Raw genomic sequence first — 24,728 nt, forward strand, 5'->3', positions numbered from 1 at the left:
CCGCATGGCCACCCCGGACCCCCTCCCGACCCCTTCCACCCAGGCCGGCCGCGACGGCCTCGCCGCGCTGCTCGCCCGACCCGCCCGCGCGGTCGTCGCGCTGGACTTCGACGGCACGCTCGCCGACATCGTCCCGGACCCGGAACGCTCACGCGCCCACCCCGGCGCCGTCCCGGCCCTCGCGGCGCTCGCCCCGCGGGTCGCCTCCGTCGCCGTGATCACCGGCCGCCCGGCGGACGTAGCCGTCCGGTTCGGCGGCTTCGCCGGGGCGCCCGGCCTCGACCACCTCGTGGTCCTCGGCCACTACGGCGCCGAGCGCTGGGACGCCGCCACGGACACCGTCCACGCCCCCGCCCCGTCGCCGGGGGTCGAGGGCGTCCGCGCCGAACTGCCCTCCGTCCTGGAGCAGGCCGACGCCGACGGCGCCTGGGTCGAGGACAAGGGCCACGCCGTCGCCGTCCACACCCGTCGCGCCGCCGACCCGCAGGCCGCGTTCGAGTCCTTGCGCGGCCCGCTGGCCGACCTCGCCGAACGGCACGGACTGATCGTCGAACCCGGTCGCCTCGTCCTGGAGTTGCGCCCCCCGGGCATGGACAAGGGCGTCGCCCTCGCGGAGTACGTCGAGGAGGTGGGCGCCGAGGCCGTGCTGTACGCCGGTGACGACCTCGGCGACCTCGCCGCGTACGCCGCCGTGGACGCGCTCCGCGCCCAGGGCGTCCCCGGTCTGCTGGTGTGCAGCGGCACCGAGGTCCCGGAACTCGCCGACCGGGCCGACCTGCTGGTCTCCGGCCCGGAGGCGGTGGTGGGCCTGCTCGACACGCTGGCCCGCCACCTGGACGCCCCCTAACCCAGCAACGCGTCCAGCTGGCCCAGGAACCACTGCTGCGGCGGCAGCGACGTCGCCGCGGCGGCCAGCCGCTCGGTGCGGGCCGCCCGCTCGTCGCCGTCCATGGTCAGCGCCTCGTGCAGGGCCTCGGCCGTGGCCGACACGTCGTACGGGTTGACCACGATCGCGTCCTCGCCCAGCTCCTCGTAGGCGCCCGCCTCCCGGGAGAGCACCAGGGCGCAGCCGTGGTCGGAGACGACGGGGACCTCCTTGGCGACCAGGTTCATGCCGTCGCGGATCGGGTTGACCAGGGCCACGTCCGCCAGCCGGTACGCGGCCAGCGAGCGGGCGAAGTCGTCGTCGACGTGGAGCAGGACGGGGGTCCAGCCGGCGGTGCCGTACGTCGCGTTGATGTCCTCGGCGACCCGCTGGACCTCGGCCGTGTAGTCGCGGTACACCGTGAGGTCCTGCCGCGAGGGGTAGGCGAAGGCCACGTGGACCACGCGCTCGCGCCACTCGGGGCGTTCTTCCAGCAGCGCCCGGTAGGCGTGCAGCCCCCGGACGATGTTCTTGGACAGTTCCGTACGGTCCACCCGGACGATCGTCTTCCGGCCCTCGCCGACCTGCTCGCGCAGGGTCGCCATCCGCTCGTCCACGTCCGCCTCGCGCGAGCGGCGGCGCAGGAAGTCCGCGTCCGCGCCGAGCCCGTGCACGCCGATCCGGGTGCGGCCGGTGCCGCCCAGGACCTCCGTGCAGCAGCCGATGAACGCGTCCGCCCAGCGGCGGGTCAGGAACGCGGCCCGGTCGGCGCCCAGGATGCCGTGCAGCACCTGTCGGCCGATGTCGTCGGGCAGCAGCCGGAAGTAGTCGACGGGCGCCCACGGGGTGTGCGAGAAGTGCCCGATGCGCAGGTCGGGGCGCAGTTCGCGCAGCATGCCGGGGACCAGCGTCAGGTGGTAGTCCTGCACCAGGACCGCCGAGTCCGGGTCGGCCTCCTCGGCGAGCGCCTCGGCGAAGGCCCGGTTGTAGGCCTCGTAGGAGGCCCACTGCCGACGGAACTCCGCGTCGAAGACGGGCTCGACCGGTGTCTGGTAGAGCATGTGGTGGACGAACCAGAGGACCGAGTTCGCGATGCCGTTGTACGCGTCGGCGTGCACCGAGGCGTCGATGTCGAGCATCCGCACGCCGGGCTCGGACACCCCGCGCCTCACGGCCTCGCGGTCGCCGTCGCTCAGGGCCGCGCAGACCCACACCTTGTCCTCGACGGCGCTCAGCCCGGAGACGAGCCCGCCCCCGCCCCGTTTCGAGTCGAGTGAGCCGTCCTCCCGCAGGGTGTACGACACCGGGCCGCGGTTGGACGCGACGAGGACCTTGGGGGCGTGCTCGGAGACCATGTACCCGAACCTAGCCCGTAGGGGAAGGTGCCAAACGTGACGTCGGCCGCGAGAGCCGAAACCCTATGCGGCGTGGCGGGAGGCGTACTCCGCGATCTGTGCCATCGGCGGACGCTCCTCGGTGTCCACGGGATAGGTGTGCGGCTCGAAGCCGTGCTCGCCCCGCTCGAACTGGGTGATCTCGGGCCGCACCAGCTGCCCCCGGGACAGCCGCAGCTGCGCCGTGCGGTAGATCGTCGCGGCCATGCGCCCCAGGGCGTGTCCGTCCTGGTGGCGGTGCCTGCGTACGCCGACGTCGACCTGGCCGAGGGCGTCCAGGCCCACCGTGTGGAGGGCGTCCACGAGGAGGCCCAGCTCCACTCCGTAACCGACCGGGAAGGGGAGCTGTTCGAGCAGGGAGCGGCGTACCGCGTACTCGCCGCCCAGCGGCTGGACGAAGCCGGCCAGCCGGGGCCAGTGCATGTTGAGCAGGGGGCGTGCCACCAGCTCCGTGACCCGGCCGCCCTGACCGGCCTTCTCGCCCAGCGGCCGGTCGTACATGGCCTTGACGAACTGCATCGAGGGGTCGGTCAGCAGCGGGCCGACGGTCCCGGAGACGAATGTGGCGGAGAAGTCCTTGAGGTCGGCGTCGACGAAGCAGACGATCTCGCCGCTGGTCACCAGGAGTGACCGCCACAGGACCTCGCCCTTGCCGGGGACGGTGGGTATCCGGGGCAGGATCGCGTCCCGGTGCACGACACGGGCCCCCGCCTCCCGGGCGACCGCGGCGGTGGCGTCGGTCGAGCCGGAGTCGATGACCACCAGTTCGTCGACGAGGCGGACCTTCTCCATCAGCTCGCGGCGGATCTCCGCGACGATCGCGCCGACCGTCGCCTCCTCGTCGAGCGCGGGCAGCACGACACTCACACTCGCGCGGTGCGGGTCCTTCGCCCGGGCCTGGGTGAGGCGGTCGAGCGGGCGGTCGGTGGCCGACCAGGAACGCCTGGTCAGCCAGTGTTCGACCTCTTCCAGCACGGTCGGTACTCCCTGTGTGTGATCCATCTCGCGGTTCGGACGACTGTCTCCATCGCCCGGGGCTTCGGTTACAGTCTTGAACAACGCGGACGGCCCCGGCATGTCGGGGTAGGTCCGCGGACAAACGCCCGGATCCTTCGGTCCGGTGCCATAGCGCTCATCCAGAGGGACAGAGGGAACGGCCCGTTGAAGTCCCGGCAACCCTCCTGCCGACCGCGAGGTCACGGTGGGGAAGGTGCCAATTCCGTCTTGCGGCGAAATACGTCGTGAGGAAGATGAGGAGAAAGGGCCTCCGCCATCATGGCTGTGCAGACAGTTGCAGCGAACGACAACGCCTCCACCGTGGACCTCGGTCCCGCCGCGGCGCTTTCCTGCCGCGAATGCGGTGAGCGTTTCCCCCTCGGTCCTATTTTCGCCTGTGTGTCCTGTTTCGGGCCACTCGAAGTGGCCTACGACCTGCCGAGCGGCTCCCCCGAGGAGCTGAAGAAGCGCATCGCGGAGGGCCCGGACAACATCTGGCGCTACGCGCCGCTGCTGCCCGTCCCGTCCGACGTGGCGGACAAGCCCAACATCAACCCCGGTTTCACCAAGCTGGTCAAGGCCGACAACCTGGCCCGTGAACTGGGCGTCACCGGCGGTCTGTACGTCAAGGACGACTCCGGCAACCCGACGCACTCCTTCAAGGACCGTGTCGTCGCGATCGCCGTCGAGGCCGCCCGTGCCTTCGGATTCACCACGCTCTCCTGCTCCTCGACCGGCAACCTCGCCGGTGCCGTGGGCGCCGCCGCGGCCCGCGCCGGCTTCCGCTCCTGCGTCTTCATCCCGCACGACCTGGAGCAGGGCAAGGTCGTCATGGCCGCGGTGTACGGCGGCGAACTGGTCGGCATCGAGGGCAATTACGACGACGTCAACCGCTTCTGCTCGGAGCTCATCGGCGACCCGCTCGGCGAGGGCTGGGGCTTCGTCAACGTCAACCTCCGGCCGTACTACGGCGAGGGTTCCAAGACCCTGGCGTACGAGATCTGCGAGCAGCTCGGCTGGCGGCTGCCCGACCAGATCGTCATCCCGATCGCGTCCGGCTCGCAGCTGACGAAGATCGACAAGGGGCTCCAGGAGCTGATCAAGCTCGGTCTGGTCGAGGACAGGCCCTACAAGATCTTCGGCGCCCAGGCCGAGGGCTGCTCCCCGGTCTCCGCCGCCTTCAAGGGCGGCCACGACGTGGTGCGCCCGCAGAAGCCGGACACCATCGCCAAGTCCCTGGCGATCGGAAACCCGGCCGACGGCCCGTACGTCCTGGACATCGCCCGGCGCACCGGCGGCGCGGTGGAGGACGTGAACGACGAGCAGATCGTCGACGCGATCAAGCTGCTGGCCCGGACCGAGGGCATCTTCGCCGAGACCGCGGGCGGGGTGACGGTCGGCGTGACGAAGAAGCTGATCGACGCGGGCCTGCTCGACCCGGCGCTGACCACCGTCGTCCTGAACACCGGGGACGGGCTCAAGACGCTCGACGCGGTCGCCCCGACCACGGGCCTGTCGGCCACGATCCGGCCCAGCCTGGACGCGTTCCGCGACGCCGGCCTCGCCGCCGCCCACTGACCACCCGAGAACGAGGAAGGCACCCACATGAGCGTCAAGGTCCGTATCCCCACCATCCTCCGCACCTACACGGGCGGCCAGGCCGAGGTCCCGGCGGAGGGCTCCGTCCTCTCCGAGGTCATCGAGTCGCTGGAGAAGAACCACCCGGGCATCGCGGCCCGCGTCCTGGACGACGAGGGCAAGCTGCGCCGCTTCGTGAACGTGTACGTCAACGACGACGACGTGCGCTTCGAGGGCGGCCTGCAGGCGGCCACCCCGGACGGCGCCGGCATCTCGATCATCCCGGCCGTCGCCGGAGGCTGACCGCCCGCCACATCCTCGTCAATTGCCCCCTCCGCGTCAGAAGCGGAGGGGGCAATTCTGCATGGTTGAGCGGGGTACAGTTGGGGAAGCCCCCTCCGCTGCTCGTGCCGCCCGCATATGAGAATGCGCCCGGCCACGACAAGATGCAGCCAAAGTACGTGCACTCCTTGCGGCATAAGCGGCCTTTGTCTGGCCCGACTTGCCCGGGAATCTCCCCCGATTTCTCGATCCGGGCGTTCGGCTGCGCCCAGAATTCTCGTCCGATTGACCTGTTGCAGAGGGCAGTTGGGCAGATACATTCAGCGGCGGTCGACGCGTTCCGACGCACGCCACCCTCTCCTGACGGAGGGTGAGTTCTGACCCGGGCCCGCGAAGTGCGGGCTCGTGCAAGGGCCAGTAATAGGGGAGTTAGGCATGGCTCAGGGCACCGTCAAGTGGTTCAACGCGGAGAAGGGGTACGGCTTCATCGCGGTCGACGGTGGTGCGGATGTTTTCGTCCACTACAGCGCGATCCAGATGGACGGGTACCGCACCCTCGAAGAGGGTCAGCGAGTTGAGTTCGAGATCTCGCAGGGCCAGAAGGGGCCCCAGGCGGACATGGTCAAGCTCGCCGTCGGCTGAGCTCGGCGCGGTCGGTCAACGACACTACTCACGCACGCAGGGCCCGTACCTCCGTAAAGGGGGGACGGGCCCTGCGTGCGTGTGCGCGTACCGGCGGCGGGCGGGCCTCCTCCAGTTGTCCGCAACCAAGGGAAGGCGCTTGCACTCTCGGGGGTCGAGTGCTAATCATTGGCGTTAGCACTCTCCAGGTGAGAGTGACAGAACTTGGACCGGGCCGGTGAGGCCCGCAGGCCCAGTGGGGCAAGGAACCACTGAGCACGCAGGCCGTCCGTCGCGGGCGCCTCTCGGTCCGGAGAAATCCACCCCTGTCCGGGAGGACCACTTCACATGGCCAAGATCATCGCGTTCGACGAGGAGGCACGGCGCGGTCTCGAGCGCGGGATGAACCAGCTCGCCGACGCCGTCAAGGTCACCCTCGGCCCGAAGGGCCGTAACGTCGTCCTCGAGAAGAAGTGGGGCGCGCCCACGATCACCAACGATGGTGTTTCCATCGCCAAGGAGATCGAGCTCGAGGACCCGTACGAGAAGATCGGTGCGGAGCTGGTCAAGGAGGTCGCCAAGAAGACGGACGACGTCGCCGGCGACGGTACGACCACCGCCACCGTTCTCGCTCAGGCGCTCGTCCGTGAGGGCCTGCGCAACGTCGCCGCCGGTGCCAACCCGATGGCTCTGAAGCGTGGCATCGAGAAGGCCGTCGAGGCCGTCTCCGCCGCCCTGCTGGAGCAGGCGAAGGACGTGGAGACCAAGGAGCAGATCGCTTCGACGGCCTCCATCTCCGCGGCCGACACCGAGATCGGCGCCAAGATCGCCGAGGCGATGGACAAGGTCGGCAAGGAAGGCGTCATCACCGTCGAGGAGTCCCAGACCTTCGGTCTGGAGCTCGAGCTCACCGAGGGTATGCGCTTCGACAAGGGCTACATCTCGGCGTACTTCGCCACCGACATGGAGCGTATGGAGACGTCGTTCGACGACCCGTACATCCTGATCGTCAACTCCAAGATCGGCAACGTGAAGGACCTCCTTCCGCTGCTGGAGAAGGTCATGCAGTCGGGCAAGCCCCTGCTGATCATCGCGGAGGACGTCGAGGGCGAGGCGCTGTCGACGCTGGTCGTCAACAAGATCCGTGGCACCTTCAAGTCCGTCGCCGTCAAGGCTCCGGGCTTCGGTGACCGCCGCAAGGCCATGCTCGGCGACATCGCCATCCTCACCGGTGGCACCGTCATCTCCGAGGAGGTCGGTCTCAAGCTGGAGAACGCCGGCCTGGACCTGCTCGGTACCGCCCGCAAGGTCGTCATCACCAAGGACGAGACCACGATCGTCGACGGCGGCGGTGACAGCGACCAGGTGCAGGGTCGCGTCAAGCAGATCCGTGCCGAGATCGAGAACTCCGACTCGGACTACGACCGCGAGAAGCTCCAGGAGCGCCTCGCGAAGCTGGCCGGCGGCGTGGCCGTCATCAAGGCCGGCGCCGCGACCGAGGTGGAGCTCAAGGAGCGCAAGCACCGCATCGAGGACGCGGTGCGCAACGCCAAGGCCGCCGTCGAGGAGGGCATCGTCGCCGGTGGTGGCGTGGCTCTGCTCCAGGCCTCGGCCGTCTTCGAGAAGCTCGACCTCACGGGCGACGAGGCGACCGGCGCCAACGCCGTGAAGCTCGCGCTGGAGGCCCCGCTCAAGCAGATCGCCGTCAACGGTGGTCTCGAGGGTGGCGTCATCGTCGAGAAGGTGCGCAACCTGCCGATCGGTCACGGCCTCAACGCCGCGACCGGCGAGTACGTCGACATGATCGCCGAGGGCATCATCGACCCGGCGAAGGTCACGCGCTCCGCCCTGCAGAACGCCGCGTCGATCGCCGCGCTGTTCCTCACCACCGAGGCCGTCATCGCCGACAAGCCGGAGAAGGCCGCCGCGGCCGCTCCGGGCGGCATGCCGGGCGGTGACATGGACTTCTGATCCCCCGGGATCAGCTGTTCCACGCAGTACCTGTTTCGACGCCGGCCCCCGGGATCCGTCCCGGGGGCCGGCGTCGTGCTGGGTGCGGACGGGGCGGGCGGGCGCACTGTGCTGCGTGTGGCCGGACCGGCGGGTACCGAGCCATTTCTGTCATGACCCTGGCGTAACGCGCGTCTCCGGGCCCACAATGGCTGCGCCCCGTGGAACCGCTCCCACGCCTCGGCGTCCTGCCTGGCCGTCGTGCGATGGGAGCGCTCCCATGTGGTGTCACCCGTACCTCCGCCTCCGCACGTCCGGACGAAAGGTTTCCTCGGTGAACGCCCTTCCACCCCCCGCCCGGCCCGCACCCGTCCGACCACGGTCCCGGTACGGGCGGCGCGTGCTCGGGATGTCGGCCGCCGCCCTGCTGTGCGCAGGGGCCCTGGCCGTGCCCGGTACGGCCATGGCCGACGACGCCGAACCCGGACCCGGCCCCGAGCAGATCACCAACGGCGACTTCGCCACCGGTACCTCAGCCCCGTGGTGGTGGACGCCGAACGCCTCGGCCGCCGTGTCCGAGGGCCGGCTCTGCGTGGAGGTGCCCGCCGGCACGGCCAACGCCTGGGACGTCATCGTCGGCCAGAACGACGTACCGATCGTCGCGGGCGAGAGCTACGAGCTGTCCTACACGGCGCGTTCGACCGTGCCCCTGACCGTTCAGACCCGGGTCCAGGAGGCGGTGGAGCCCTACACGACGGTGCTGGCGACGGCGGATCCGGTGGGCGCGGAGGACACGCGGGTCGCCCGCACGTTCACGGCCTCGGTGGACCAGCCCGCCGCGTCGGTGCAGTTGCAGATCGGTGGCGGGGAGCGGGCGACGACGTTCTGCCTGGACGACGTGTCGCTGCGGGGCGGGGCCGAGCCGCCCGTGTACGTACCGGACACCGGCTCGCCGGTCCGCGTCAACCAGGTCGGGTATCTGCCCCGCGGTCCCAAGAGCGGCACCGTGGTCACCGACGCCGAGGCGCCGCTGACCTGGACGGTCAAAGCCGAGGACGGTTCGACGGCCGCCACCGGTACGACCGTTCCGCGAGGTGAGGACCCCAGCTCGCGCCGACGGGTCCACACCTTCGACTTCGGCGACCTCACCACGGCGGGGGACGGCTACACCGTGGAGGTCGACGGTGAGGTGAGCGAGCCGTTCTCGATCCGCGGGGACCTGTACGACTCCCTGCGCTCGGACGCGCTGGCGTACTTCTACCACAACCGCAGCGGCATCGAGATCGACGCGGACCTCGTCGGTGAGCAGTACGCGCGCCCGGCCGGTCACATCGGCGTCGCGCCCAACAAGGGCGACACGGACGTGCCGTGCCGACCTGGGGTCTGCGACTACCGGCTGGACGTGTCGGGCGGCTGGTACGACGCGGGCGACCACGGCAAGTACGTGGTCAACGGCGGGATCTCGGTGGCCCAGCTGATGGCCACGTACGAGCGGACCCTCACCGCCCCGGACGCGGAGTCGGCCGAGCTCGGCGACGGCGCGCTGCGGGTGCCCGAGCGCGACAACGGGGTGCCGGACATCCTGGACGAGGCGCGCTGGGAGATGGACTTCCTCATCAAGATGCAGGTCCCGGCGGGCGAGCAGCTGGCGGGGATGGTCCACCACAAGATGCACGACGCCGAGTGGACCGGGCTGCCGATGAAGCCGCACCTGGACCCGCAGCAGCGCGAGCTGCACCCGCCGTCGACGGCCGCCACACTCAACCTCGCCGCCACGGCCGCCCAGTGCGCCCGGCTCTACGCGCCCTTCGACGCGGACTTCGCGGACCGCTGCCTGCGGGCCGCCGAGACCGCGTGGGACGCGGCGAAGCGGCACCCGGACGTGCTCGCCGACCCGAACGACGGCATCGGCGGCGGTGCGTACAACGACGACGACGTCTCGGACGAGTTCTACTGGGCGGCCGCCGAGCTCTTCACCACGACGGGCAAGGACATCTACCGGCAGGCGGTGCTCTCCTCCGCATGGCACGGTGACGCGGGCGCGGTCTTCCCGGCGGGCGGCGGAATCTCCTGGGGCTCCACGGCCGGACTCGGCGTGCTCACCCTGGCCACCGTGCCCAACGCCCTGACGTCCGATCAGCTCGCCCAGGTGCGCACGGTGGTGACCGAGGGCGCCGACCGCTACGCCGCGCAGTCCCGTGAGCAGGCGTACGGGCTGCCGTACGCGCCCCGGGGGGAGGACTACGTCTGGGGGTCCAACAGTCAGGTGCTCAACAACATGGTCGTCCTGGCCACCGCCCACGACCTGACCGGTGACGCCGCCTACCAGGACGCCGTGCTGCGGGGCGCCGACTATCTGCTGGGCCGCAACCCGCTGAACCAGTCGTACGTCACCGGCTACGGCGAGCGGGACTCGCACAACCAGCACCACCGCTTCTGGGCGCACCAGAACGACCCCAGCCTGCCGAACCCGGCGCCCGGTTCGATCGCGGGCGGCCCCAACCTCACCGCGATCGCCTCCGGTGACCCGGTGGCGGCGGAGAAGCTCAGCGGCTGCGCGCCCGCCATGTGCTACGTCGACGACATCGGCTCCTGGGCGACCAACGAGATCACCATCAACTGGAACGCACCGCTCGCCTTCATCGCCTCCTACCTGGACGACGCGGGCGAGGGCGGGCAGACCGCCGCGGCCCGCACCTGCCAGGTCACGTACTCCTCGCACCCGTGGAACAGCGGGTCGACGGTGACGGTACGGGTCGAGAACACCGGCTCGGATCCCGTCTCGCCCTGGGCGCTGACCTGGCTGCTCCCCGGCGAGCAGCGGCTGAGCCACACGTGGAGCGCGGAGTTCGACCAGCACGGCCGTACGGTCAGCGCCCGGCCGCTGTCGTGGAACCGGACCCTGGCACCCGGCGCGGCGGTCGACTTCGGCTTCAACACCTCGGCGGCGGGCTCCTCGCCCGAGCCGGGCGCGTTCAAGCTGAACGGCCGGGCCTGCTCAGCGGGCTGAGCGCGGCGCCCTTGGGCCCGGGTGCGGCCGCCTTCCGGGGTGCCGCACCCGGGCTCCCGCCGTGTGTCAGCGCCGGTCGTGCGCGCCCCGGGCGCGGGCCGTCCGTTCCGAGCGGGGGACGAGGCCGGCCCGGACGGCCGCCACCCGCTCCCGCACGCCCGTGACGGGCACGGCCCCCGGCGGACCGGCGGGCGTGTCAGCCCTCTCCCCGCGACACGCGCGGCACCGGCCGTCCCGCAGGGCCTCCGGGCTGCCGGGTGCCCGGCACTCACCGCACTCCAGGGTGCGCAGGACGACGGTCCGGGGAGCCGGGAGGGGCCGTTCCGGCGGCAGTTTGTCGACGAGGCGGCGGCGTACGAGGGAGGCGGGGTGGTGGACGACGGCGGGCAGCCCCTCGGTCAGCGCGCGCAGGGTCTCCGCCTCGGTGGCGCCCCGGGCGAACCACTCGCCGACCTGCCCCTCCAGGCTCGCGCAGTCCGCAGCCGACAGGCTCAGCGCGGGTGCGGTGCGGCCGAGGGCGGCCAGCAGGATGTAGGCCCGCGAACGGGTGGGCCGTTGCGGCTCCGGAGGGACGTCGCCCCGGACGAACGCCGCCCACCACACGTCGTCCCGCGCGGTCCGGGAGAAGAACGTACGCGTCACCCACAGCAGCACCGCGTCGGTGGCCACGCACTCGCTGCCCCGGCGCAGATGGCCGGCGGCCTCGATCCGGTGGAGCGCGGTGCGCAGCGCGCACTGCCCGTACGGGAGCCACTTGGCCAGCGTCTTCACGGAGATGTCGGCGCCGTCGGGCAGCCGGTCGATGTACGCGGCGACAGCCGCCTCGCGGGGCGGCAGATGCGAGAAGTCGGGTGCGGTGCGCGGGTGTTGGCCGGGCGCGGAGCGCTTGCCGTACCCGGGGTTCGCCATCGGGTGCGGCGGCGCGTACGGAGTCTGGGGGGCAGCACTAAGCTGGTCGACAGCCATCAGGTCGCCTACTTCGATCGAGGTGGTCAGGCCCCTGTCCGGTGTTCCTGCACCGGCGGGGGCCGCTTCGTGTCCGCACGCTAAGGCGTCCGTACGCTACGTGGCAAATCGGTCACGAACGGTCAACGGCGCAGGCAGGGAGGGTGGGTGGGAGAACAAATCCCTCCACCCCATCCACTGAAGAGCGCTCGGATCTCGCCGCTTGAGCCCCGGTCGCACCACCGCCCCCGGAACCCTGGACGGCAAGGTACTGTGCATTGCATGGAACCGAGCGGGCCGAGTCGGCGTACCCCTGGCAAGGCGGCGAGCCAGCTCCGTAAGGGCGTGCTGGAGTACTGCGTGCTGGCCCTGATGCGGGACGGGCCGCGCTACGGCGTGGAGCTGCTCCGGGAGCTGGGGGAGACCGGGGCGCTGGCCACCAGCCAGGGCACGGTCTACCCCCTGCTGTCGCGTCTGCGGCGGGACGAACTCGTCGTCACCAGCTGGCGGGAGTCCGACTCCGGACCGCCGCGCCGGTACTACGAGTTGACTGAGGCCGGGCACGCGGCGCTCACGGAGTTCACGGGGACGTGGCCCGGTTTCCGGGACGCGGTCGACAGCCTGCTCGCACCGAGGGCGTGTGCGCGGCGATCCGGAGAGGCAGGGGAATGAAGGCCGAGAACGCGGGCGCGACCGAGCGTGCGCTGGTGGAGCGGTACCTCGCGGCGGTCGGGCGGGAGGCGTCGGCGCTTCCGGCGCAGCGGCGCCAGGAGCTCGTCGCCGATCTCGCCGAGCACATCGAGGTCGCCCTCTCCGAACGGCCGGGCGAGGCCCGGGACATCCTGGGCGAGCTGGGCGACCCGCGCACCATCGCGACCACCGCGCTCCAGGAGGCGGGGTCCGCCGGCCCGGGCCCCGTCGCGGAGATCGGGGCGCCGGAGCCCGCCGGTGGGTCCGGCACGGGGCGTCGCCGCTCCCCGGACTGGGTCGTGGTCGGGCTGCCCGTCGTCGCCATGCTGCTGGGGATACTCGTCGGGGCGCTGGGGCTGGTGCTGAGGATCATCGGGGTCGTCGTGCTGTGCAGGTCACGGCACTGGGACTGGAACCAGAAGTGGGTGGGCGTCACGGTGACCGCCTTCCTCCCCACGGTGATCGCCCTCGGCTACAACGTCGGCGTCTCCGCCGACGGCGTACCCGCCTATGTGCCGTGGCTGCTGACCGGGCTGATGCTGGTCATGGTGGCCGTGGGCGCGGGCTGGCTCTGGAAGGTGCGCACACCCCGCGAGCGGGTCTGACGGGCGGCCCCTCAGGGGGCGACGATCCGATCCAGCTCCAGTCGTACGGACGGCGGCAGCGGTGCGGTGGCCGGGGCCCGGAACGACTGGAGCAGATAGGCGACCAGGCGCCGTGAGGCGTCCGGACCCACCCCCGCCGCACCGCAGTTGGCCAGTATCACCAGTGTCAGGTCGTCCACGGTGAAGTCCCGCCGCAACCGGCCGGCCTCCTGGGCGCGCCGCACCAGCCGGGCCAGCCCCTCCTCGGCGCGGGCGCGCTCCTCCGCGTATCCGGCGTGGTCGGGGAACTGCGTGAGGAACGCCTGCGTGAAGCCTCGCTCCGACGCCTGCATCAGGCAGACCTGCTCGACGACCGAGCAGAAACCGCGCCAGGGGTCCGGGTCGGCCAGCCCGTCGTCCAAGGCCGCCACGCAGTGCGCGAGCTGTTCGGCGAAGGCCTCGGTCACCAGTGCGGTCCGCGTGGGGAAGCGCCGGTAGAGGGTCGCGACCCCGACGCCCGCGCGCCGGGCGATCGTGGCCATCGGCACATCGATCCCGTGCAGCGCGTACGCCTCGCGGGCCGCCGTCAGGATGCGCTCACGGTTCTCCCGGGCGTCGGCGCGCAGGGCCACCGGGCCCTGAGCGGCGCCCTCCGGAGCGGGCTGCTTCCGAGAGTGGTGGTTCCGGGCGGGCTGTTCACGAGCGGGCTGTTTCTGAGAGGGCTGTTTCTGAGAGGGCTGACCAGGCATCTTTCTCACTTCGCGCCAAGTGGACGGTATCGTCCGCTTACCCGCCTAGCGTGGCACACATGAACGACATGCGAGCAGCGCTCTACGACAGGTACGGCCCGCCCGAGGTGCTGTACGAGGGCCGGGTGCCCGTACCGGCCCTGAAGGAGGGCGAGGTGCTGGTCCGGGTCCACGCGACGAGCGTCAACGGCGGTGAGCTCTACGGGCGGGCCGGACGCATCCGCCTGGTGACCGGGCGCCGCTTCCCCCTCCGTACGGGGATGGACTTCACCGGAGAGATCGCGCAGGTGGACGGTGCCGTCGTCGGGCTGCGCGAAGGCGACCGGGTGTGGGGGCTCCTGGGCCGCACGTTCGGCAGCGCCGCCGAGTACGTCGCCGTCCGGCCCCGGCGACTCTCGTACACCCCGGAGAACATCGGCCTGGTCGAGGCCGCCTCGCTGCCCGCCGGGACGACCGCGATCACCGCGCTGGAGACCAAGGCACGGCTCCGCCCGGGAGAACGCCTCCTGGTGCGGGGTGCGTCCGGAGGGATCGGCAGCGTCGCCGTCCAGCTCGGCAAGGCCCTGGGCGCTCATGTCACCGGAATCGCCGGGCCGAGGAACCTCGACTTCGTCCGCGGACTGGGCGCCGACGAGGTCCGCAGCTACACCACGACGGGGCCGGCGGAGCTGGGCCGGTTCGACGTGGTCCTGGACACCGTCGGCACCGAACTCCGGGCGTTCCGGCGGCTGCTGGCACCCGGCGGGCGCATGGTCTCCATCGCGTTCGACATCGACCACCTCGCCGCGAGCCTCGGCTATCTGGCCGCGTCCGCGTTCCACGGACCGCGCCGGGTGCGCTTCTTCAGCGGGAACCCGACGCACGACCTGTTCGCCCGCCTGGCCCGGTACGTGGAGACCGGCGCGATCCGCCCGGTGGTGGACACGGTCCACCCGCTGTCCGGCATCGCCGCCGCGCACCGCGCGCTGGAGGCGGGCGGGGTGCGGGGGAAGCACGTGATCCAGGTGGTGTGAGACGGGCGACGCGGCTGGAGATCAGATCTGAGAGTTGACTCTCATAAAATGTGAGAGGAGACTCTCACGCCATGGACTCCACCAACCCCCTGAGCGACATCGAGATCACCGATCCGCAAGCCATGCGGGCGCTGGCGCATCCGGTGCGGCTGGCGATCCTCGACCACCTCCAGCGGCACGGGCCCGCGACCGCCACGCAACTCGCGCCCGATGTCGGAGCGACGCCGTCCGTGACCAGCTGGCACCTGCGGCATCTGGCCGGCTTCGGACTGGTCCGGGACAGCGAGCCCGGCCCGGACCGCCGCCAGCGGCGGTGGGAGGCCGCCGCACGCGGCTTCCGCTTCGAGACGCCGAAGGATCCGGCCGACGAGGAGGGCCTGGCGGCCGCGCGGGTGCTGTCGCAGCAGATGTTCCGGCGCTACGCCGACTTCCCGAGCCGATGGGCGGCCGAGGTGGAACCCTCGCTCGACCCGGAGTGGCGCGCGTCGGCCGGAATGGCCCACACCCGCGTCGTCGTGTCGGTCGAGGAACTCGCGGCCATCGAGGACGGCATCGAGCGCCTTCTCGCGCCGTACGTCACCCGGGGTCCGGCCGAACGGCCCGCCGACGGACGGGGTGTGCGGCTGATGCGCTACGTCCTGCCGGAGGGTGACCAGGAGCCGACCGGGCAGAACCGGTGAGCGGCACCGGGCCGACCGCCGGGACATCGCTCTGGCGGGACCGGCGGTTCTGCCGCTTCTGGGCCGGCCAGTCGGTCTCCCAGTTCGGCGACCGGATCACCGAACTGGCCCTGCCCCTGATCGCCGTCGGCGCGCTGGGCGCCACGGCCAACCAGGTGGCGTGGCTCACCGCCCTCCTCTGGACGCCGAACCTGCTCGCGATCCTGCTGGGGGCCTGGGTCGATCAACGTGCCAGGAAACGCCGTCTGATGGTCCTCGCCGACCTGGTGCGCGCCGCGGTGCTGCTCGGCGTCCCGGTGGCCTGTCTGCTGGACGCGGTGACGCTGGGGCAGTTGTACGTGGTGGCGTTGCTCACGGGTGCCGCGGGGGTCCTGTTCAACACCGCCTATCCGCCCTTCTTCGTGCGCCTCGTGCCGCGCGCGTCCTACGTCGACGCGAACAGCAAGCTCAGCACCACCCGGTCCGCCTCGTACGTCGTCGGCCCGGCCGTCGGAGGTGCGCTGATCCAGGTGCTGACCGCGCCCGTCACCCTCGTCGTGGACGCCCTGACCTTTCTCGCGTCGGCGTTCCTGGTGGGCCGGGTCCCGGTCGACGAACCGCCTGCCGACCGGGACGCCGCGACGGCGTCCTCGCTGTGGCGGCGCGCCCGTGAGGGGCTGTCGTTCGTCGTGGGCCACCCGGTACTGCGGGCCGCCCTCAGCTGTGCGGCGACCGTCAACTTCTTCTCCTTCGTCGCGGGCAGCGGGCTGCTCGTGCTGTTCGCCAACCGGAGCCTCGGGCTGTCGGCGGGGGCGATCGGCGTCGCGTTCGGAGTCGGCGCGACCGGCTCCCTCCTCGGCGCGGTGTCGGCACCGAAGCTCTCGGGCCGGTTCGGTGTGGGGCGCAGCATCGTCGTGGGCGCCGTTCTGTTTCCGGCGCCGGTCGCCATCGCCGCCGCCGCGAACGGTCCGCTCTGGCTCCGTGCCGGAGCCTTGGCCGCGGCGGAGTTCCTTTCGGGCTTCGGCGTCATGCTGTTCGACGTCAACCTCAACTCCCTCCAGACCTCGGTGATCCCCGACGGGATGCGCAGCCGTGTGGCCGGTGCGTTCAGCACGGTCAACTACGGCGTACGCCCCGTCGGCGCCGTCGTCGGAGGGGCCCTCGCCACCCTCGTCGGCCTGAGGGCGACCCTCCTCGTCGCCGCCGTCGGTGGGGCCCTGTCGGTGCTCTGGCTGCTGCCCTCTCCGATTCCCCGCATCCGTTCCCTGGCTTCGGGCGGCACCGCGGACACCCCCGAAGACGCGGACGGCGACAGCCGGCCGATGTCCCGCTGACCCGTCGGCGCGGCCTCCCGGGCGCGGCGGCCCGGCACGGCACATCGGGGCCCGGGAACCGAGTCTCTTCCCCCTAACCATGAATTGGCCACGCTGTGTAGGCATACCCACTACTCAGCGTGGAAATGGGGAAGATCATGATGACGGCTACGGAACGGCGCAAAGAGGCAGCGGACAGAGTGCGGGCGGCGGAGGACGCCGTGGCCCGGTTGCGGGCGGGGCTCGCATCGGTCGGCGTGAAGCTGCCGTCGCTGCGCCTCGACCCGGCGTCGTGCGCGGGCAACGAGCCGGACCCGCTGGTGGATCTCGGCCGGTGCTCGATCGAGACGGCGCTGCGGCTGAGCGCCCAGCTCGAAGCGAAGGCGCCCCATGACAGTTGAAGGACTTGAGCCGTGTACGCCCGAGCCCGGCACGTTCGCCGTGGACGGGCGGGACGGCCGGGTGGGCCGGGTGATGGGCCGCGTCGGGCCGTACGTCCAGCTGCGACCGCCGGGGGGCGGCGCCGAGTGGGACTGTCCGCCGGACGCCGTGCACCCGGCGTCTCCGGGGCTGGTGCTGCGGGCCCGGGTGACGGAGATCAACCGGGAAGGGCAGCTGCCGCGGTGACCGCCGACACGCCCCGTGAACCGGACGAGGGCGGGGCGTGCGGCACTCGGACCCGATGCCGCTCGGCGACCCCCTCGCGCTTCCCGCTTCCCGGGCCTTTCGGTGTCACCCTGCCCACGGGGGGCTTCCCGGCTCTTGCGCCCGGGACGCGGTGGGCCGGGAACAGCCGAACGGCGGGGGCCGGCCCGTGTGTCCGGGCCTGCCCCCGCCTCTGTTCAGCGGGCCTGCGGCCTTACCGCAGGCGGTGGCCGACGTAGTAGCTCTCGACCTGCGCGTGGTAGGCCGGGTCGCCGACGTGCTTCTCCTTGTCGAACTCCGGGGAGTCCTTGATCTGCTCCTTGGTCAGGTCGACGAAGATCGTCCGGTGCTCGGTGTCGATGCCCTTGACCGTGCCTGCGGGCAGGAGCACCTCCTTGCCGAAGATCCATACGCCGGTGTCGACCACGATGTAGGCGGAGCCCACATCGTCCGAGTGCTTGTCGACCTTCCCGATGCTTCCATCGGTCGCCTCGACCGTGTAACCGGTCAGGTCGGCGCCCGCGGTGTGACCGCTTGTCGGCTCGTAACCCCACATGTGGTCGCTCATCTTCGGCTCCTTTCGTGACGGTCTATTCGGTCTCAGTAAGGCGGGTGCCCCCGATCATGGGAGGCACACGCCTCGAAGTGAGGAGAAAAGAAAATGCGGATGGGCCGGAAATATTTTCCGGCCCATCCGCATCATTCATGCTGGTGAAGAGCTATTTACCAGCGATACCACCGACCGCGCTTGCCACCACTTGCGGCGGGGCGGACGAAGAATCCGATCAGCCAGACGATGAGTACGATCACCGCGATCCACCACAGTGCCTTGAGTGCGAAACCGGCACCGAAAAGAATCAGGGCGAGCAGAAGAACGAGAAGCAGGGGAACCATAGTTATCAACCTCCGAGGCATCTGGTGCCCCTGAAGTAATTCCCTACACCGATCATCCTTAGATTCTTTTTACAGGCACCTTCCGGATGGCCCCCCGTCCGGTGGAACCGCTGGTCAGACGGTCCCTCGGGGGCGGGGCCCGGGGGCGGCCGGAGGTGCCCCGGAGGTGTCACACGCCTGCGGGTTCCTTCGCCGCGGAGTCGCCGGTACCGGTTCCGGCCGCAGGGCGGCCGGTGGCCGCGACCGTGGACGGGGCGGGTTCCTGGGAGACGTTGAACTCCTCCAGCAGGGCCTTGCTGAAGCCGAAGAAGTACGTGGCGACGAACCCGGCGACATAGCCGACCAGCAGGCCGCCCGCGTAGATCGCGATCGTCGTGCCGAGGCCGTGGTTGCCGTCCAGGAGGGGGAACAGGGCCCAGCCGGACGGGCCGATGGCCGTGGAGCCCACCGAGTCGCCGAGCTGGTTGAACAGGCCCACGAATCCGCCGCCGAACGCGCCGCCCACACATGCCGTGACGAACGGGCGCCCCAGGGGGAGCGAGACGCCGTAGATCAGCGGCTCGCCGACGCCCAGCAGGCCCGCGGGCATGGCGGACTTGATGGTCTTGCGGATCGACTCGTTACGGGGGAGGCGCAGGTAGACCGCGGCCGCCGCGCCGACCTGGCCGGCTCCGGCCATCGCGAGGATCGGCAGCAGCACCGTGAAACCCTGCTGTTCGATCAGCGTGGTGTGGATCGGGATGAGGGCCTGGTGCAGACCCAGCATCACGAGCGGCAGGAAGAACCCGCCGAGCAGGAAACCCGCGCCGGCCCCGCCCGTGGAGAGCAGCCAGTCGGCGAACGTACCGATGGCGGAGGAGACCTCACCGGCCACGTACATCAGGCCGAAGATCGTGACGAGGCCGGAGATCAGGACGGTCAGCGTCGGGGTGACCAGGACGTCCAGCGCCTCGGGCACCCAACGGCGGCACCACTTCTCGACGTACACCGCGAGGACAGCCGCGCCCAGGGCACCGAGGACGCCGCCCTGGCCCGGGGCGAGGGTCTGGCCGAAGGCGTCGATGTTCGCGACGCCCGGGAAGACGATGATCGCGGCGACCGCGCCGCCCAGGATCGGCGTACCGCCGAACTCCTTCGCCGTGTTGTAGCCGACGAAGACCGCGATCAGCGCCATGAAGCCCGAGGCCATCGCGGCGAGCGCGGGCGTCACCGACGGCAGCCAGCCGAGGTTCACCAGCAGACCGTTGAGGCCGGCGATGATGCCGCAGCCGATCAGGGCGGGGATCAGCGGGACGAAGATGTTCGCGATCCGGCGCAGGAACAGCTTGAACGGGGTGGCGTTCTTCGCCTTCTGCTGGGCCTTGATGGCCGCGCCCTGAGCGGCCAGCTCCTGCGCGGATACGGGCGCGGGCCCCGACGCGTCCGGGACCGCCGAGGCGGGGACGGGCTCGGGGGCCGAGGCACGGCCCTCCTCGACGAGGCGTTCGAACTCCGGGGTGACCCGGGCGACGGTGCCCGGGCCGAGGACGATCTGGTAGGTGTCGTCCTCGACCACGCCCATGACAGCGGGGACGGCCTTGAGGGCCTCGTCGTCGACGAGGGAGCGGTCGCGCAGGCCGAGCCGGAGCCGGGTCATGCAGTGGGCGATCGAGCTGACGTTCGCCGCGCCACCGACGAGCGGAAGGATCGCGGCGGCGGTGGCGCGGTTCTTGTCTTCAGTAGCCATGGTGCGTGGTGCCTTGCTGTGCGGGGGACTGGTGCGTGCGGTGCGTCAGGTGGTGTGTACGGCCGCGAGGGCGGCGCGGAGGTGGCCGTGCGACTCGGTGAGGAGCCGGGAGGCCGTGGGGCCGTCGACCCCGCCCAGGATGGTGAGGACGGCGTTCTTCACCTCGCCCTCGGTGGCGGTGAGCGCCGCCTCGATCTCCTGGTCGGAGGCGCCGGTGGCGAGGGCGACGATCCGGCGGGAGCGGGCGCGCAGCTTCTCGTTGGAGGCGCGCACGTCGACCATCAGGTTCCCGTAGGTCTTGCCCAGCCGGATCATCGTGATCGTCGAGATCATGTTGAGGACGAGCTTCTGGGCCGTGCCCGCCTTGAGGCGGGTGGAGCCGGTCAGCAGCTCGGGACCGACGACGATCTCCAGCCCGTGTTCGGCGGCGGCGCCGAGGGCGGAGTCCGCGTTGCAGGAGAGGCCGAGGGTGAGCGCGCCCAGGGAGCGGGCGTGCTCGACGGCGCCGACGGCGTAGGGCGTGCGGCCGGAGGCGGAGATTCCGACCACCGTGTCGTCCGCGGTGAGGCCCAGCCCGTCGAGGTCGGCGGCGGCCAGCTCCTTGCTGTCCTCGGCGCCCTCGACGGCGGTGACCATCGCGGTGGGACCGCCCGCGATCAGGCCGATGACCTCGGACGGGTCGGTGTTGAAGGTGGGCGGGCACTCGCTGGCGTCCAGGACGCCGAGGCGGCCCGCGGTGCCGGCACCCGCGTAGATCAGCCGGCCGCCGCGTGCCATGCGCTCGGCGGTGGCGTCGATCGCGGCGGCGATCTGCGGGAGTGCCCGGGCGACGGCGGTGGGGACGGTGCTGTCCTCGCCGTTCATGATGCGGGCTATCTCCGCCGTGGGGAGCTGGTCGATCTCGGCGAGCTCCGGGCGGAACGCCTCGGTGGTCAGGGTGGCGAGCTGGGCGCGCAGTTCGCCGTAGCCGTCGGGGGTGGCGGCGTCGGCGTTGGCGTCGGTGGTGGAGGTCATGGACGGCGGCTCTGCTTTCTCGTTCACATCACGTGCGGGTGCGGGGGCGGGTGTCGTGCGGGCGGCGCGGGGGCGCGCGTCAGCGGCTGCGGGGCGTGTGGCGGTGGGCGAGCGCCTCGTACGAGGCGGACAGCGCGGGCGCGGCCGTCTCGTAGGTGCGCTGGGCGACCCCTATGAAGAGGCAGTCCACGACCAGCAGCTGACTCGTGCGGCTGGACATGGCGGCGGGCCGCAGCTCGCTCTCCCGGGCGGTCGAGGTGGTCAGGATGTGGTCGGCGTACTGCGTGACCGGTCCGTCGGGGCGGCCGGTGATCGCGATCGTCGTCGCGCCGCGGTCGAAGGCGACCCGCAGCGGCTCTATGACGTCACCGGTCGAGCCGGAGTGGGTGATGGCGATGGCCACGTCCCCCGAGCGGAGCTGCACCGCGTTGGTCACGGCGAGGTGCGGGTCCGTGTGCGCGTGGGCTATCAGGCCGATGCGGAGCAGCTTCTGCGCCAGGTCCTGGCCGACGAGGGAGGAGGCACCCACGCCGTAGACGTCGATGCGGCGGGCCGTCGCGGCGGCGGCCACGGCGGCGCCGAGCTGGACGGTGTCGAGTCCGGCGGCGGTGTCGGCGAGGGTCTGCTGCTCGTCGTAGGCGAGCTTGGTGACGACGTCGGCGATCGGGTCGTCGACGGCGATGTCCGCGGTGACGGCGGGCGCCCGGCCGGACTGCTGGTGGGCGGCGAGCCCGGCGAGGGCCAGGCGCAGATCGCGGTAGCCCGGATAGCCCAGGAGGCGGGCCGTACGGACCACGGTGGCCTCGCTGGTGCCGGTGAGCTCGGCGAGACCGGTGACGGTGAGGGCGGCGCATCCGGCGGGGTCCCCCGCGACGGCTTCGGCCACCCGCTGCATGGAGCGGGTCATGGACGGGGCGAGTGTTCGCACCTTGGCCGCGAGGGCCGCCGGCGCGGGCGGGGAATCAGCGCTGAAACTTTCCTTCACGTCATTGGTCACGCTTGAAAGATATTTTCAACGCTGGGACCCGTCAACCCCCTTTGGTCCCTACCTGTGGAAAACTCTCCGGCTCACGTTTCGGCCCGCGCGGCAGGAGGACAATGGAGGACATGGAGCTGAACACCCTGGAGCAGCGGCTGCACACCGCACGGGCGCTGGTGATGGCCGACCTGGTGGCGGGAGACGTCGCCGAGGCGCAGATCGTCTCGCTGGTGGAGGACGCGGTGACCCACCGGCGGTGGTGGGTCGAGCAGTGGCCCGAGGGCGCGTCCTTCGTCACCGGCCTGATCGCGCAGGACGTCCAGGACGCTCTGCTGGAGCGGTACGGCCGCTGGCCGCTGTGCCCGGTCTGCACCGAGGGCGGACCGCACGCGCTCGACGTCGAACCGGAGCTCGGCCCCGACCCGCACTGGGTCTGTACGGAGTCCGCGGTGTCCGTCGCCCCGGTGGGGGCGCTCGCCAAGGTGCTGCGCCGGTGACCGTCTACATCGACCCGCCGACCTGGCCGGGCCACGGGCGCATGTGGTCGCACCTGGTCAGCGACGTGTCGTTCGAGGAACTGCACGCTTTCGCCGCCCGTATCGGCTGCCCGCCGCGGGCCTTCGAGCGCGACCATTACGACGTACCCGAGGCGCATTACGCGGACGCGGTGCGCGCGGGCGCGAAGGAGGTCGGCTCGAAGGAGATCGTGCGCCGGATCACGGCCGCCGGGCTGCGGCGCCCGAAGGGCCGCCCGGCGCCGTCTCTCCCCGCGTCTACGGCGCCGTCCGCGTCTGTGTGACGGCGGCCGGTGAGCCCGCGGCGGTCCGGGGTGCCGAGTCGGCGCCCGCGACCCGCCGCGACGGCCTGCCGCCGCCGCCCAGCCGCAGCGCCACCGTCACGGCCGCCAGGCCGACGACCAGCATGGCCGCGCCCGCCCACGCGGTCGCCCGGAAGCCGAAGTCCGCGTCGATCACGGCCCCGCCGAGCCACGGGCCGCTCGTGTTCCCCAGGTTGAAGGCGGCCGTCGTCGTCGCGCCCGCCAGCGTCGGGGCCGCGCCCGCCACGTTGAACATCCGGGCGTTGAGCGCCGGGGCGGTGAAGAACGCGGAGAAGCCCAGCAGGAACGCCAGCACGACCACCGCGACCTGGCTGGACGCGAGCAGGGCCAGCGCCACCAGGAAGACCGTCGACGCGCTGATGCCGCTCAGCAGCACACCGAAGAGGTGCGCGTCCGCGACCCGTCCGCCGATCGTCGTGCCGACCAGCGCGCCGAGGCCGAACAGCGCCAGCACCCACGGCACCCAGCCCGAGCTCAGCCCCGCGACGTCCGTCAGCAGCGGCGCGAGGTAGCTGAACGCGCAGAACACGCCGCCGGCGGCGAGCGCGGTGATGACGATCGCCAACCACACCTGACGATCCCGGTAGATCGCCACCTCACGCCTCAGCTGCGGCTTCTCCTCCGGCAGCGGGATGCGCGGGATCCGCGTGACGACCCCGACCAGGGCCACCGCGGAGGCGGCGCCCACCGCCCAGAACGCCGAACGCCAGCCGAAGTGCTCGCCGAGGAACGCTCCGAGCGGCACACCCAGCACGTTGGCGATCGACAGTCCGCCGATCATCACGGCCATCGCCCTCGCCCGCGCGTTCACCGGCACCATCGCGATGGCGACGGCCGCCCCGACCGCCCAGAACCCGGCGCACGCAAGCGCACTCACCACCCGGGAGACGAACAGCACGTTGTACGTGGGGGCCAGAGCGCCCGCGATCTGGCCCAGCCCGAAGACCGAGATGAGGGCGATGAGCGTCGTACGACGGGGCAGCCGGAGCGTGGCCACGGCCAGCAGCGGGGCGCCGACGACCATGCCGATCGCGAACGCGGATATGAGGAGCCCGGCCTGCGGAATCGACACGTCCATGTCGTCCGCGATCGGCGGCAGCAGCCCGGACAGCATGAACTCACTGGTGCCGAGAGCGAAGACCGAGAGGCCGAGGATGTACACGGCCAGTGGCATACGGGGACGGTGACGGGAAGCAGAATCGGACATGACACACAGCAACAGTGACGCGGTGCGCGCCATTCCCCCTCCCGGCGCCTGCCGGACGACCGGAAGCGCCGACAGGCTCTCAGCCGGTGAGCAGCTCCAGCTCCGTCGTCAGGTTCTGCCGGGCCCGCGGCTCCCACACCTCGGCCCCGTGGGGCGTACGGAACAGGCGGGGCAGCCCCAGCAGTTGGCGCAGCACATCGGCCCGGCCCGCCCGGAAGGCGTCGTCCGGGACGAAGCCGTACTCCTCGCGCACCTGGGCCGCGTAGGCCGCGTACTCCTTCGGGGCCGAGGCCAGGATCGCCAGGTCGGCGTCGCAGAGCACCTCGCCGTTGGTGTCGCCGTCCGCCGGATCGTGGCCGACGGTGAGCCGCACCAGCCGGGCGACCTCGGCCGTCGCCGCGTCCGGGAGACCGGCCTCCGGCAGGGCCCGCTCGGCGAGGGCGGCGCTGCGTTCCTCGTTCTCGGAGCGGTCGGGCCGGTAGACCGCGTCGTGGAACCAGACGGCCAGGCGGACCAGGTCCGGGTCGGCGGCGTGGGCGGCCAGGGTGTCGACGTGGTCCAGGACCTGGGTGAGGTGGGCGGTGGTGTGGTAGCGCCGCTGGGGTTCGGCCCAGCGTCCCAGCAGGTTGTCGGCGTACGGCAGCGGGTCGGGCGAGGCGTCGCCGCCCCGGGCGGCGACGAGGGCGTCCTGCCAGCGGACGCGGAGCGTGGAGGCGTCGGTCATAGGGCGAGGGTAGAGCGGGCGGTGCCGGGGCCGGGACCTTGTCGGGCGGGGC

Annotated in this window: 26 protein-coding genes and 1 riboswitch; of the genes, 15 read left to right on the forward strand and 11 right to left on the reverse strand. The window is 71.6% G+C overall.

Annotated features, from left to right (window positions below; all coding sequences use genetic code 11):
- Positions 1 to 4: 4 nt before the first annotated feature.
- Positions 5 to 847, forward strand: coding sequence for a trehalose-phosphatase (gene otsB / locus SACTE_RS18460; protein ID WP_014047535.1), 843 nt, complete (start codon positions 5 to 7; stop codon positions 845 to 847).
- Here the strand turns inward: otsB and SACTE_RS18465 are convergent.
- Complete coding sequence (locus SACTE_RS18465) at positions 844 to 2,220, reverse strand: trehalose-6-phosphate synthase (protein ID WP_014047536.1); 1,377 nt, start codon at positions 2,218 to 2,220, stop codon at positions 844 to 846. The genes otsB and SACTE_RS18465 overlap by 4 nt on opposite strands.
- A gap of 63 nt (positions 2,221 to 2,283) precedes the next feature.
- Entirely contained in the window at positions 2,284 to 3,234 is a 951-nt protein-coding gene (locus tag SACTE_RS18470; RefSeq protein WP_014047537.1) for a glucosyl-3-phosphoglycerate synthase, read from the reverse strand.
- A gap of 154 nt (positions 3,235 to 3,388) precedes the next feature.
- Positions 3,389 to 3,516: riboswitch (SAM riboswitch) on the forward strand.
- 18 nt (positions 3,517 to 3,534) lie between these two features.
- Here SACTE_RS18470 and thrC point away from each other — a divergent pair.
- The 5 genes from thrC to SACTE_RS18495 all read left to right on the forward strand — a co-directional run bounded on the left by thrC (position 3,535) and on the right by SACTE_RS18495 (position 10,696).
- Entirely contained in the window at positions 3,535 to 4,833 is a 1,299-nt protein-coding gene (gene thrC / locus SACTE_RS18475; protein ID WP_014047538.1) for a threonine synthase, read from the forward strand.
- A gap of 27 nt (positions 4,834 to 4,860) precedes the next feature.
- Complete coding sequence (locus tag SACTE_RS18480) at positions 4,861 to 5,136, forward strand: MoaD/ThiS family protein (protein ID WP_014047539.1); 276 nt, start codon at positions 4,861 to 4,863, stop codon at positions 5,134 to 5,136.
- A 414-nt stretch (positions 5,137 to 5,550) separates the two neighbouring features.
- Positions 5,551 to 5,757, forward strand: coding sequence for a cold-shock protein (locus SACTE_RS18485; RefSeq protein WP_003967346.1), 207 nt, complete (start codon positions 5,551 to 5,553; stop codon positions 5,755 to 5,757).
- Positions 5,758 to 6,084: 327 nt separating this feature from the next.
- Positions 6,085 to 7,707 carry a chaperonin GroEL gene (gene groL / locus SACTE_RS18490; protein WP_014047540.1) on the forward strand — a complete coding sequence of 541 codons (1,623 nt, stop codon included), beginning with the start codon at positions 6,085 to 6,087 and terminating at the stop codon, positions 7,705 to 7,707.
- 388 nt (positions 7,708 to 8,095) lie between these two features.
- Positions 8,096 to 10,696 carry a glycoside hydrolase family 9 protein gene (locus tag SACTE_RS18495; RefSeq protein WP_026359153.1) on the forward strand — a complete coding sequence of 867 codons (2,601 nt, stop codon included), beginning with the start codon at positions 8,096 to 8,098 and terminating at the stop codon, positions 10,694 to 10,696.
- 66 nt (positions 10,697 to 10,762) lie between these two features.
- Here the strand turns inward: SACTE_RS18495 and SACTE_RS18500 are convergent, their stop codons facing one another.
- Positions 10,763 to 11,605, reverse strand: a complete 843-nt coding sequence (locus SACTE_RS18500) for a hypothetical protein (RefSeq protein WP_019993395.1) — start codon at positions 11,603 to 11,605, stop codon at positions 10,763 to 10,765.
- A 318-nt stretch (positions 11,606 to 11,923) separates the two neighbouring features.
- Here SACTE_RS18500 and SACTE_RS18505 point away from each other — a divergent pair, with 318 nt between their 5' ends.
- Both SACTE_RS18505 and SACTE_RS18510 read left to right on the forward strand, forming a co-directional pair.
- Positions 11,924 to 12,313 (forward strand): PadR family transcriptional regulator, encoded by a 390-nt coding sequence (locus SACTE_RS18505; RefSeq protein WP_014047543.1) that lies wholly within the window; start codon positions 11,924 to 11,926, stop codon positions 12,311 to 12,313.
- Positions 12,310 to 12,936: a hypothetical protein gene (locus tag SACTE_RS18510; protein WP_014047544.1), complete on the forward strand. Its 627-nt coding sequence runs from the start codon at positions 12,310 to 12,312 to the stop codon at positions 12,934 to 12,936. Before SACTE_RS18505 ends, SACTE_RS18510 begins: the two co-directional genes overlap by 4 nt.
- A gap of 11 nt (positions 12,937 to 12,947) precedes the next feature.
- Here SACTE_RS18510 and SACTE_RS18515 read toward each other — a convergent pair whose 3' ends face one another.
- Positions 12,948 to 13,547 (reverse strand): TetR family transcriptional regulator, encoded by a 600-nt coding sequence (locus SACTE_RS18515; protein WP_019993393.1) that lies wholly within the window; start codon positions 13,545 to 13,547, stop codon positions 12,948 to 12,950.
- A gap of 176 nt (positions 13,548 to 13,723) precedes the next feature.
- On the opposite strand from SACTE_RS18515, the gene SACTE_RS18520 reads away from it, so the two are divergent.
- From SACTE_RS18520 to SACTE_RS18540, 5 genes are all read left to right on the forward strand, one after another.
- Complete coding sequence (locus SACTE_RS18520; protein WP_014047546.1) at positions 13,724 to 14,677, forward strand: NAD(P)-dependent alcohol dehydrogenase; 954 nt, start codon at positions 13,724 to 13,726, stop codon at positions 14,675 to 14,677.
- A 71-nt stretch (positions 14,678 to 14,748) separates the two neighbouring features.
- Positions 14,749 to 15,357, forward strand: coding sequence for a helix-turn-helix domain-containing protein (locus SACTE_RS18525; RefSeq protein ID WP_014047547.1), 609 nt, complete (start codon positions 14,749 to 14,751; stop codon positions 15,355 to 15,357).
- Positions 15,354 to 16,670, forward strand: a complete 1,317-nt coding sequence (locus tag SACTE_RS18530) for an MFS transporter (RefSeq protein ID WP_014047548.1) — start codon at positions 15,354 to 15,356, stop codon at positions 16,668 to 16,670. The genes SACTE_RS18525 and SACTE_RS18530 overlap by 4 nt, the downstream gene beginning before the upstream one ends.
- 140 nt (positions 16,671 to 16,810) lie before the next feature.
- Positions 16,811 to 17,050 carry a hypothetical protein gene (locus tag SACTE_RS18535; RefSeq protein ID WP_037759163.1) on the forward strand — a complete coding sequence of 80 codons (240 nt, stop codon included), beginning with the start codon at positions 16,811 to 16,813 and terminating at the stop codon, positions 17,048 to 17,050.
- Entirely contained in the window at positions 17,040 to 17,276 is a 237-nt protein-coding gene (locus tag SACTE_RS18540) for a hypothetical protein (protein WP_014047550.1), read from the forward strand. The genes SACTE_RS18535 and SACTE_RS18540 overlap by 11 nt, the downstream gene beginning before the upstream one ends.
- A gap of 232 nt (positions 17,277 to 17,508) precedes the next feature.
- Here the strand turns inward: SACTE_RS18540 and SACTE_RS18545 are convergent, their stop codons facing one another.
- The 5 genes from SACTE_RS18545 to SACTE_RS18565 form a co-directional block, all read right to left on the reverse strand.
- Positions 17,509 to 17,862, reverse strand: a complete 354-nt coding sequence (locus SACTE_RS18545; RefSeq protein ID WP_014047551.1) for a PRC-barrel domain-containing protein — start codon at positions 17,860 to 17,862, stop codon at positions 17,509 to 17,511.
- Between the two features lie 155 nt (positions 17,863 to 18,017).
- Entirely contained in the window at positions 18,018 to 18,188 is a 171-nt protein-coding gene (locus tag SACTE_RS18550) for a hypothetical protein (protein ID WP_014047552.1), read from the reverse strand.
- A gap of 169 nt (positions 18,189 to 18,357) precedes the next feature.
- Positions 18,358 to 19,914, reverse strand: a complete 1,557-nt coding sequence (locus SACTE_RS18555; protein ID WP_014047553.1) for a PTS transporter subunit EIIC — start codon at positions 19,912 to 19,914, stop codon at positions 18,358 to 18,360.
- A 45-nt stretch (positions 19,915 to 19,959) separates the two neighbouring features.
- Entirely contained in the window at positions 19,960 to 20,928 is a 969-nt protein-coding gene (murQ, locus tag SACTE_RS18560; protein WP_014047554.1) for an N-acetylmuramic acid 6-phosphate etherase, read from the reverse strand.
- Between the two features lie 79 nt (positions 20,929 to 21,007).
- Positions 21,008 to 21,925, reverse strand: a complete 918-nt coding sequence (locus SACTE_RS18565; RefSeq protein ID WP_014047555.1) for a MurR/RpiR family transcriptional regulator — start codon at positions 21,923 to 21,925, stop codon at positions 21,008 to 21,010.
- Positions 21,926 to 22,035: 110 nt separating this feature from the next.
- Here SACTE_RS18565 and SACTE_RS18570 point away from each other — a divergent pair, with 110 nt between their 5' ends.
- Positions 22,036 to 22,404, forward strand: a complete 369-nt coding sequence (locus tag SACTE_RS18570; protein WP_026359152.1) for a hypothetical protein — start codon at positions 22,036 to 22,038, stop codon at positions 22,402 to 22,404.
- The gene (locus SACTE_RS18575) at positions 22,401 to 22,706 is read left to right on the forward strand and encodes a DUF4031 domain-containing protein (protein WP_014047557.1); all 306 of its coding nucleotides are present in this window, start codon (positions 22,401 to 22,403) and stop codon (positions 22,704 to 22,706) included. Before SACTE_RS18570 ends, SACTE_RS18575 begins: the two co-directional genes overlap by 4 nt.
- Here the strand turns inward: SACTE_RS18575 and SACTE_RS18580 are convergent.
- Entirely contained in the window at positions 22,681 to 23,919 is a 1,239-nt protein-coding gene (locus tag SACTE_RS18580) for a Cmx/CmrA family chloramphenicol efflux MFS transporter (protein WP_019993389.1), read from the reverse strand. The genes SACTE_RS18575 and SACTE_RS18580 overlap by 26 nt on opposite strands.
- A gap of 112 nt (positions 23,920 to 24,031) precedes the next feature.
- A complete protein-coding gene (locus SACTE_RS18585) occupies positions 24,032 to 24,676 on the reverse strand; it encodes a hypothetical protein (protein ID WP_014047559.1) in 645 nt (214 codons plus the stop codon).
- Between the last annotated feature and the right edge of the window lie 52 nt (positions 24,677 to 24,728).

Origin of the sequence: Streptomyces sp. SirexAA-E, from assembly GCF_000177195.2 — a bacterium.
In the GTDB taxonomy this organism is placed as follows: Bacteria; Actinomycetota; Actinomycetes; order Streptomycetales; family Streptomycetaceae; genus Streptomyces; species Streptomyces flavovirens.

Bases quoted from the DNA above. Each gene is read 5' to 3' on its own strand.
- SACTE_RS18570 (WP_026359152.1), top strand. From the start codon at position 22,036: ATGGAGCTGAACACCCTGGAGCAGCGGCTGCACACCGCACGGGCGCTG.
- SACTE_RS18580 (WP_019993389.1), bottom strand. From the start codon at position 23,919: ATGCCACTGGCCGTGTACATCCTCGGCCTCTCGGTCTTCGCTCTCGGC.
- SACTE_RS18535 (WP_037759163.1), top strand. From the start codon at position 16,811: ATGACGGCTACGGAACGGCGCAAAGAGGCAGCGGACAGAGTGCGGGCG.
- SACTE_RS18495 (WP_026359153.1), top strand. From the start codon at position 8,096: ATGTCGGCCGCCGCCCTGCTGTGCGCAGGGGCCCTGGCCGTGCCCGGT.
- SACTE_RS18510 (WP_014047544.1), top strand. From the start codon at position 12,310: ATGAAGGCCGAGAACGCGGGCGCGACCGAGCGTGCGCTGGTGGAGCGG.
- otsB (WP_014047535.1), top strand. From the start codon at position 5: ATGGCCACCCCGGACCCCCTCCCGACCCCTTCCACCCAGGCCGGCCGC.
- groL (WP_014047540.1), top strand. From the start codon at position 6,085: ATGGCCAAGATCATCGCGTTCGACGAGGAGGCACGGCGCGGTCTCGAG.
- murQ (WP_014047554.1), bottom strand. From the start codon at position 20,928: ATGACCTCCACCACCGACGCCAACGCCGACGCCGCCACCCCCGACGGC.
- SACTE_RS18545 (WP_014047551.1), bottom strand. From the start codon at position 17,862: ATGAGCGACCACATGTGGGGTTACGAGCCGACAAGCGGTCACACCGCG.
- SACTE_RS18555 (WP_014047553.1), bottom strand. From the start codon at position 19,914: ATGGCTACTGAAGACAAGAACCGCGCCACCGCCGCCGCGATCCTTCCG.
- SACTE_RS18550 (WP_014047552.1), bottom strand. From the start codon at position 18,188: ATGGTTCCCCTGCTTCTCGTTCTTCTGCTCGCCCTGATTCTTTTCGGT.
- SACTE_RS18505 (WP_014047543.1), top strand. From the start codon at position 11,924: ATGGAACCGAGCGGGCCGAGTCGGCGTACCCCTGGCAAGGCGGCGAGC.
- SACTE_RS18465 (WP_014047536.1), bottom strand. From the start codon at position 2,220: ATGGTCTCCGAGCACGCCCCCAAGGTCCTCGTCGCGTCCAACCGCGGC.
- SACTE_RS18480 (WP_014047539.1), top strand. From the start codon at position 4,861: ATGAGCGTCAAGGTCCGTATCCCCACCATCCTCCGCACCTACACGGGC.
- SACTE_RS18520 (WP_014047546.1), top strand. From the start codon at position 13,724: ATGAACGACATGCGAGCAGCGCTCTACGACAGGTACGGCCCGCCCGAG.
- SACTE_RS18500 (WP_019993395.1), bottom strand. From the start codon at position 11,605: ATGGCGAACCCCGGGTACGGCAAGCGCTCCGCGCCCGGCCAACACCCG.
- SACTE_RS18485 (WP_003967346.1), top strand. From the start codon at position 5,551: ATGGCTCAGGGCACCGTCAAGTGGTTCAACGCGGAGAAGGGGTACGGC.
- thrC (WP_014047538.1), top strand. From the start codon at position 3,535: ATGGCTGTGCAGACAGTTGCAGCGAACGACAACGCCTCCACCGTGGAC.
- SACTE_RS18585 (WP_014047559.1), bottom strand. From the start codon at position 24,676: ATGACCGACGCCTCCACGCTCCGCGTCCGCTGGCAGGACGCCCTCGTC.
- SACTE_RS18540 (WP_014047550.1), top strand. From the start codon at position 17,040: ATGACAGTTGAAGGACTTGAGCCGTGTACGCCCGAGCCCGGCACGTTC.
- SACTE_RS18525 (WP_014047547.1), top strand. From the start codon at position 14,749: ATGGACTCCACCAACCCCCTGAGCGACATCGAGATCACCGATCCGCAA.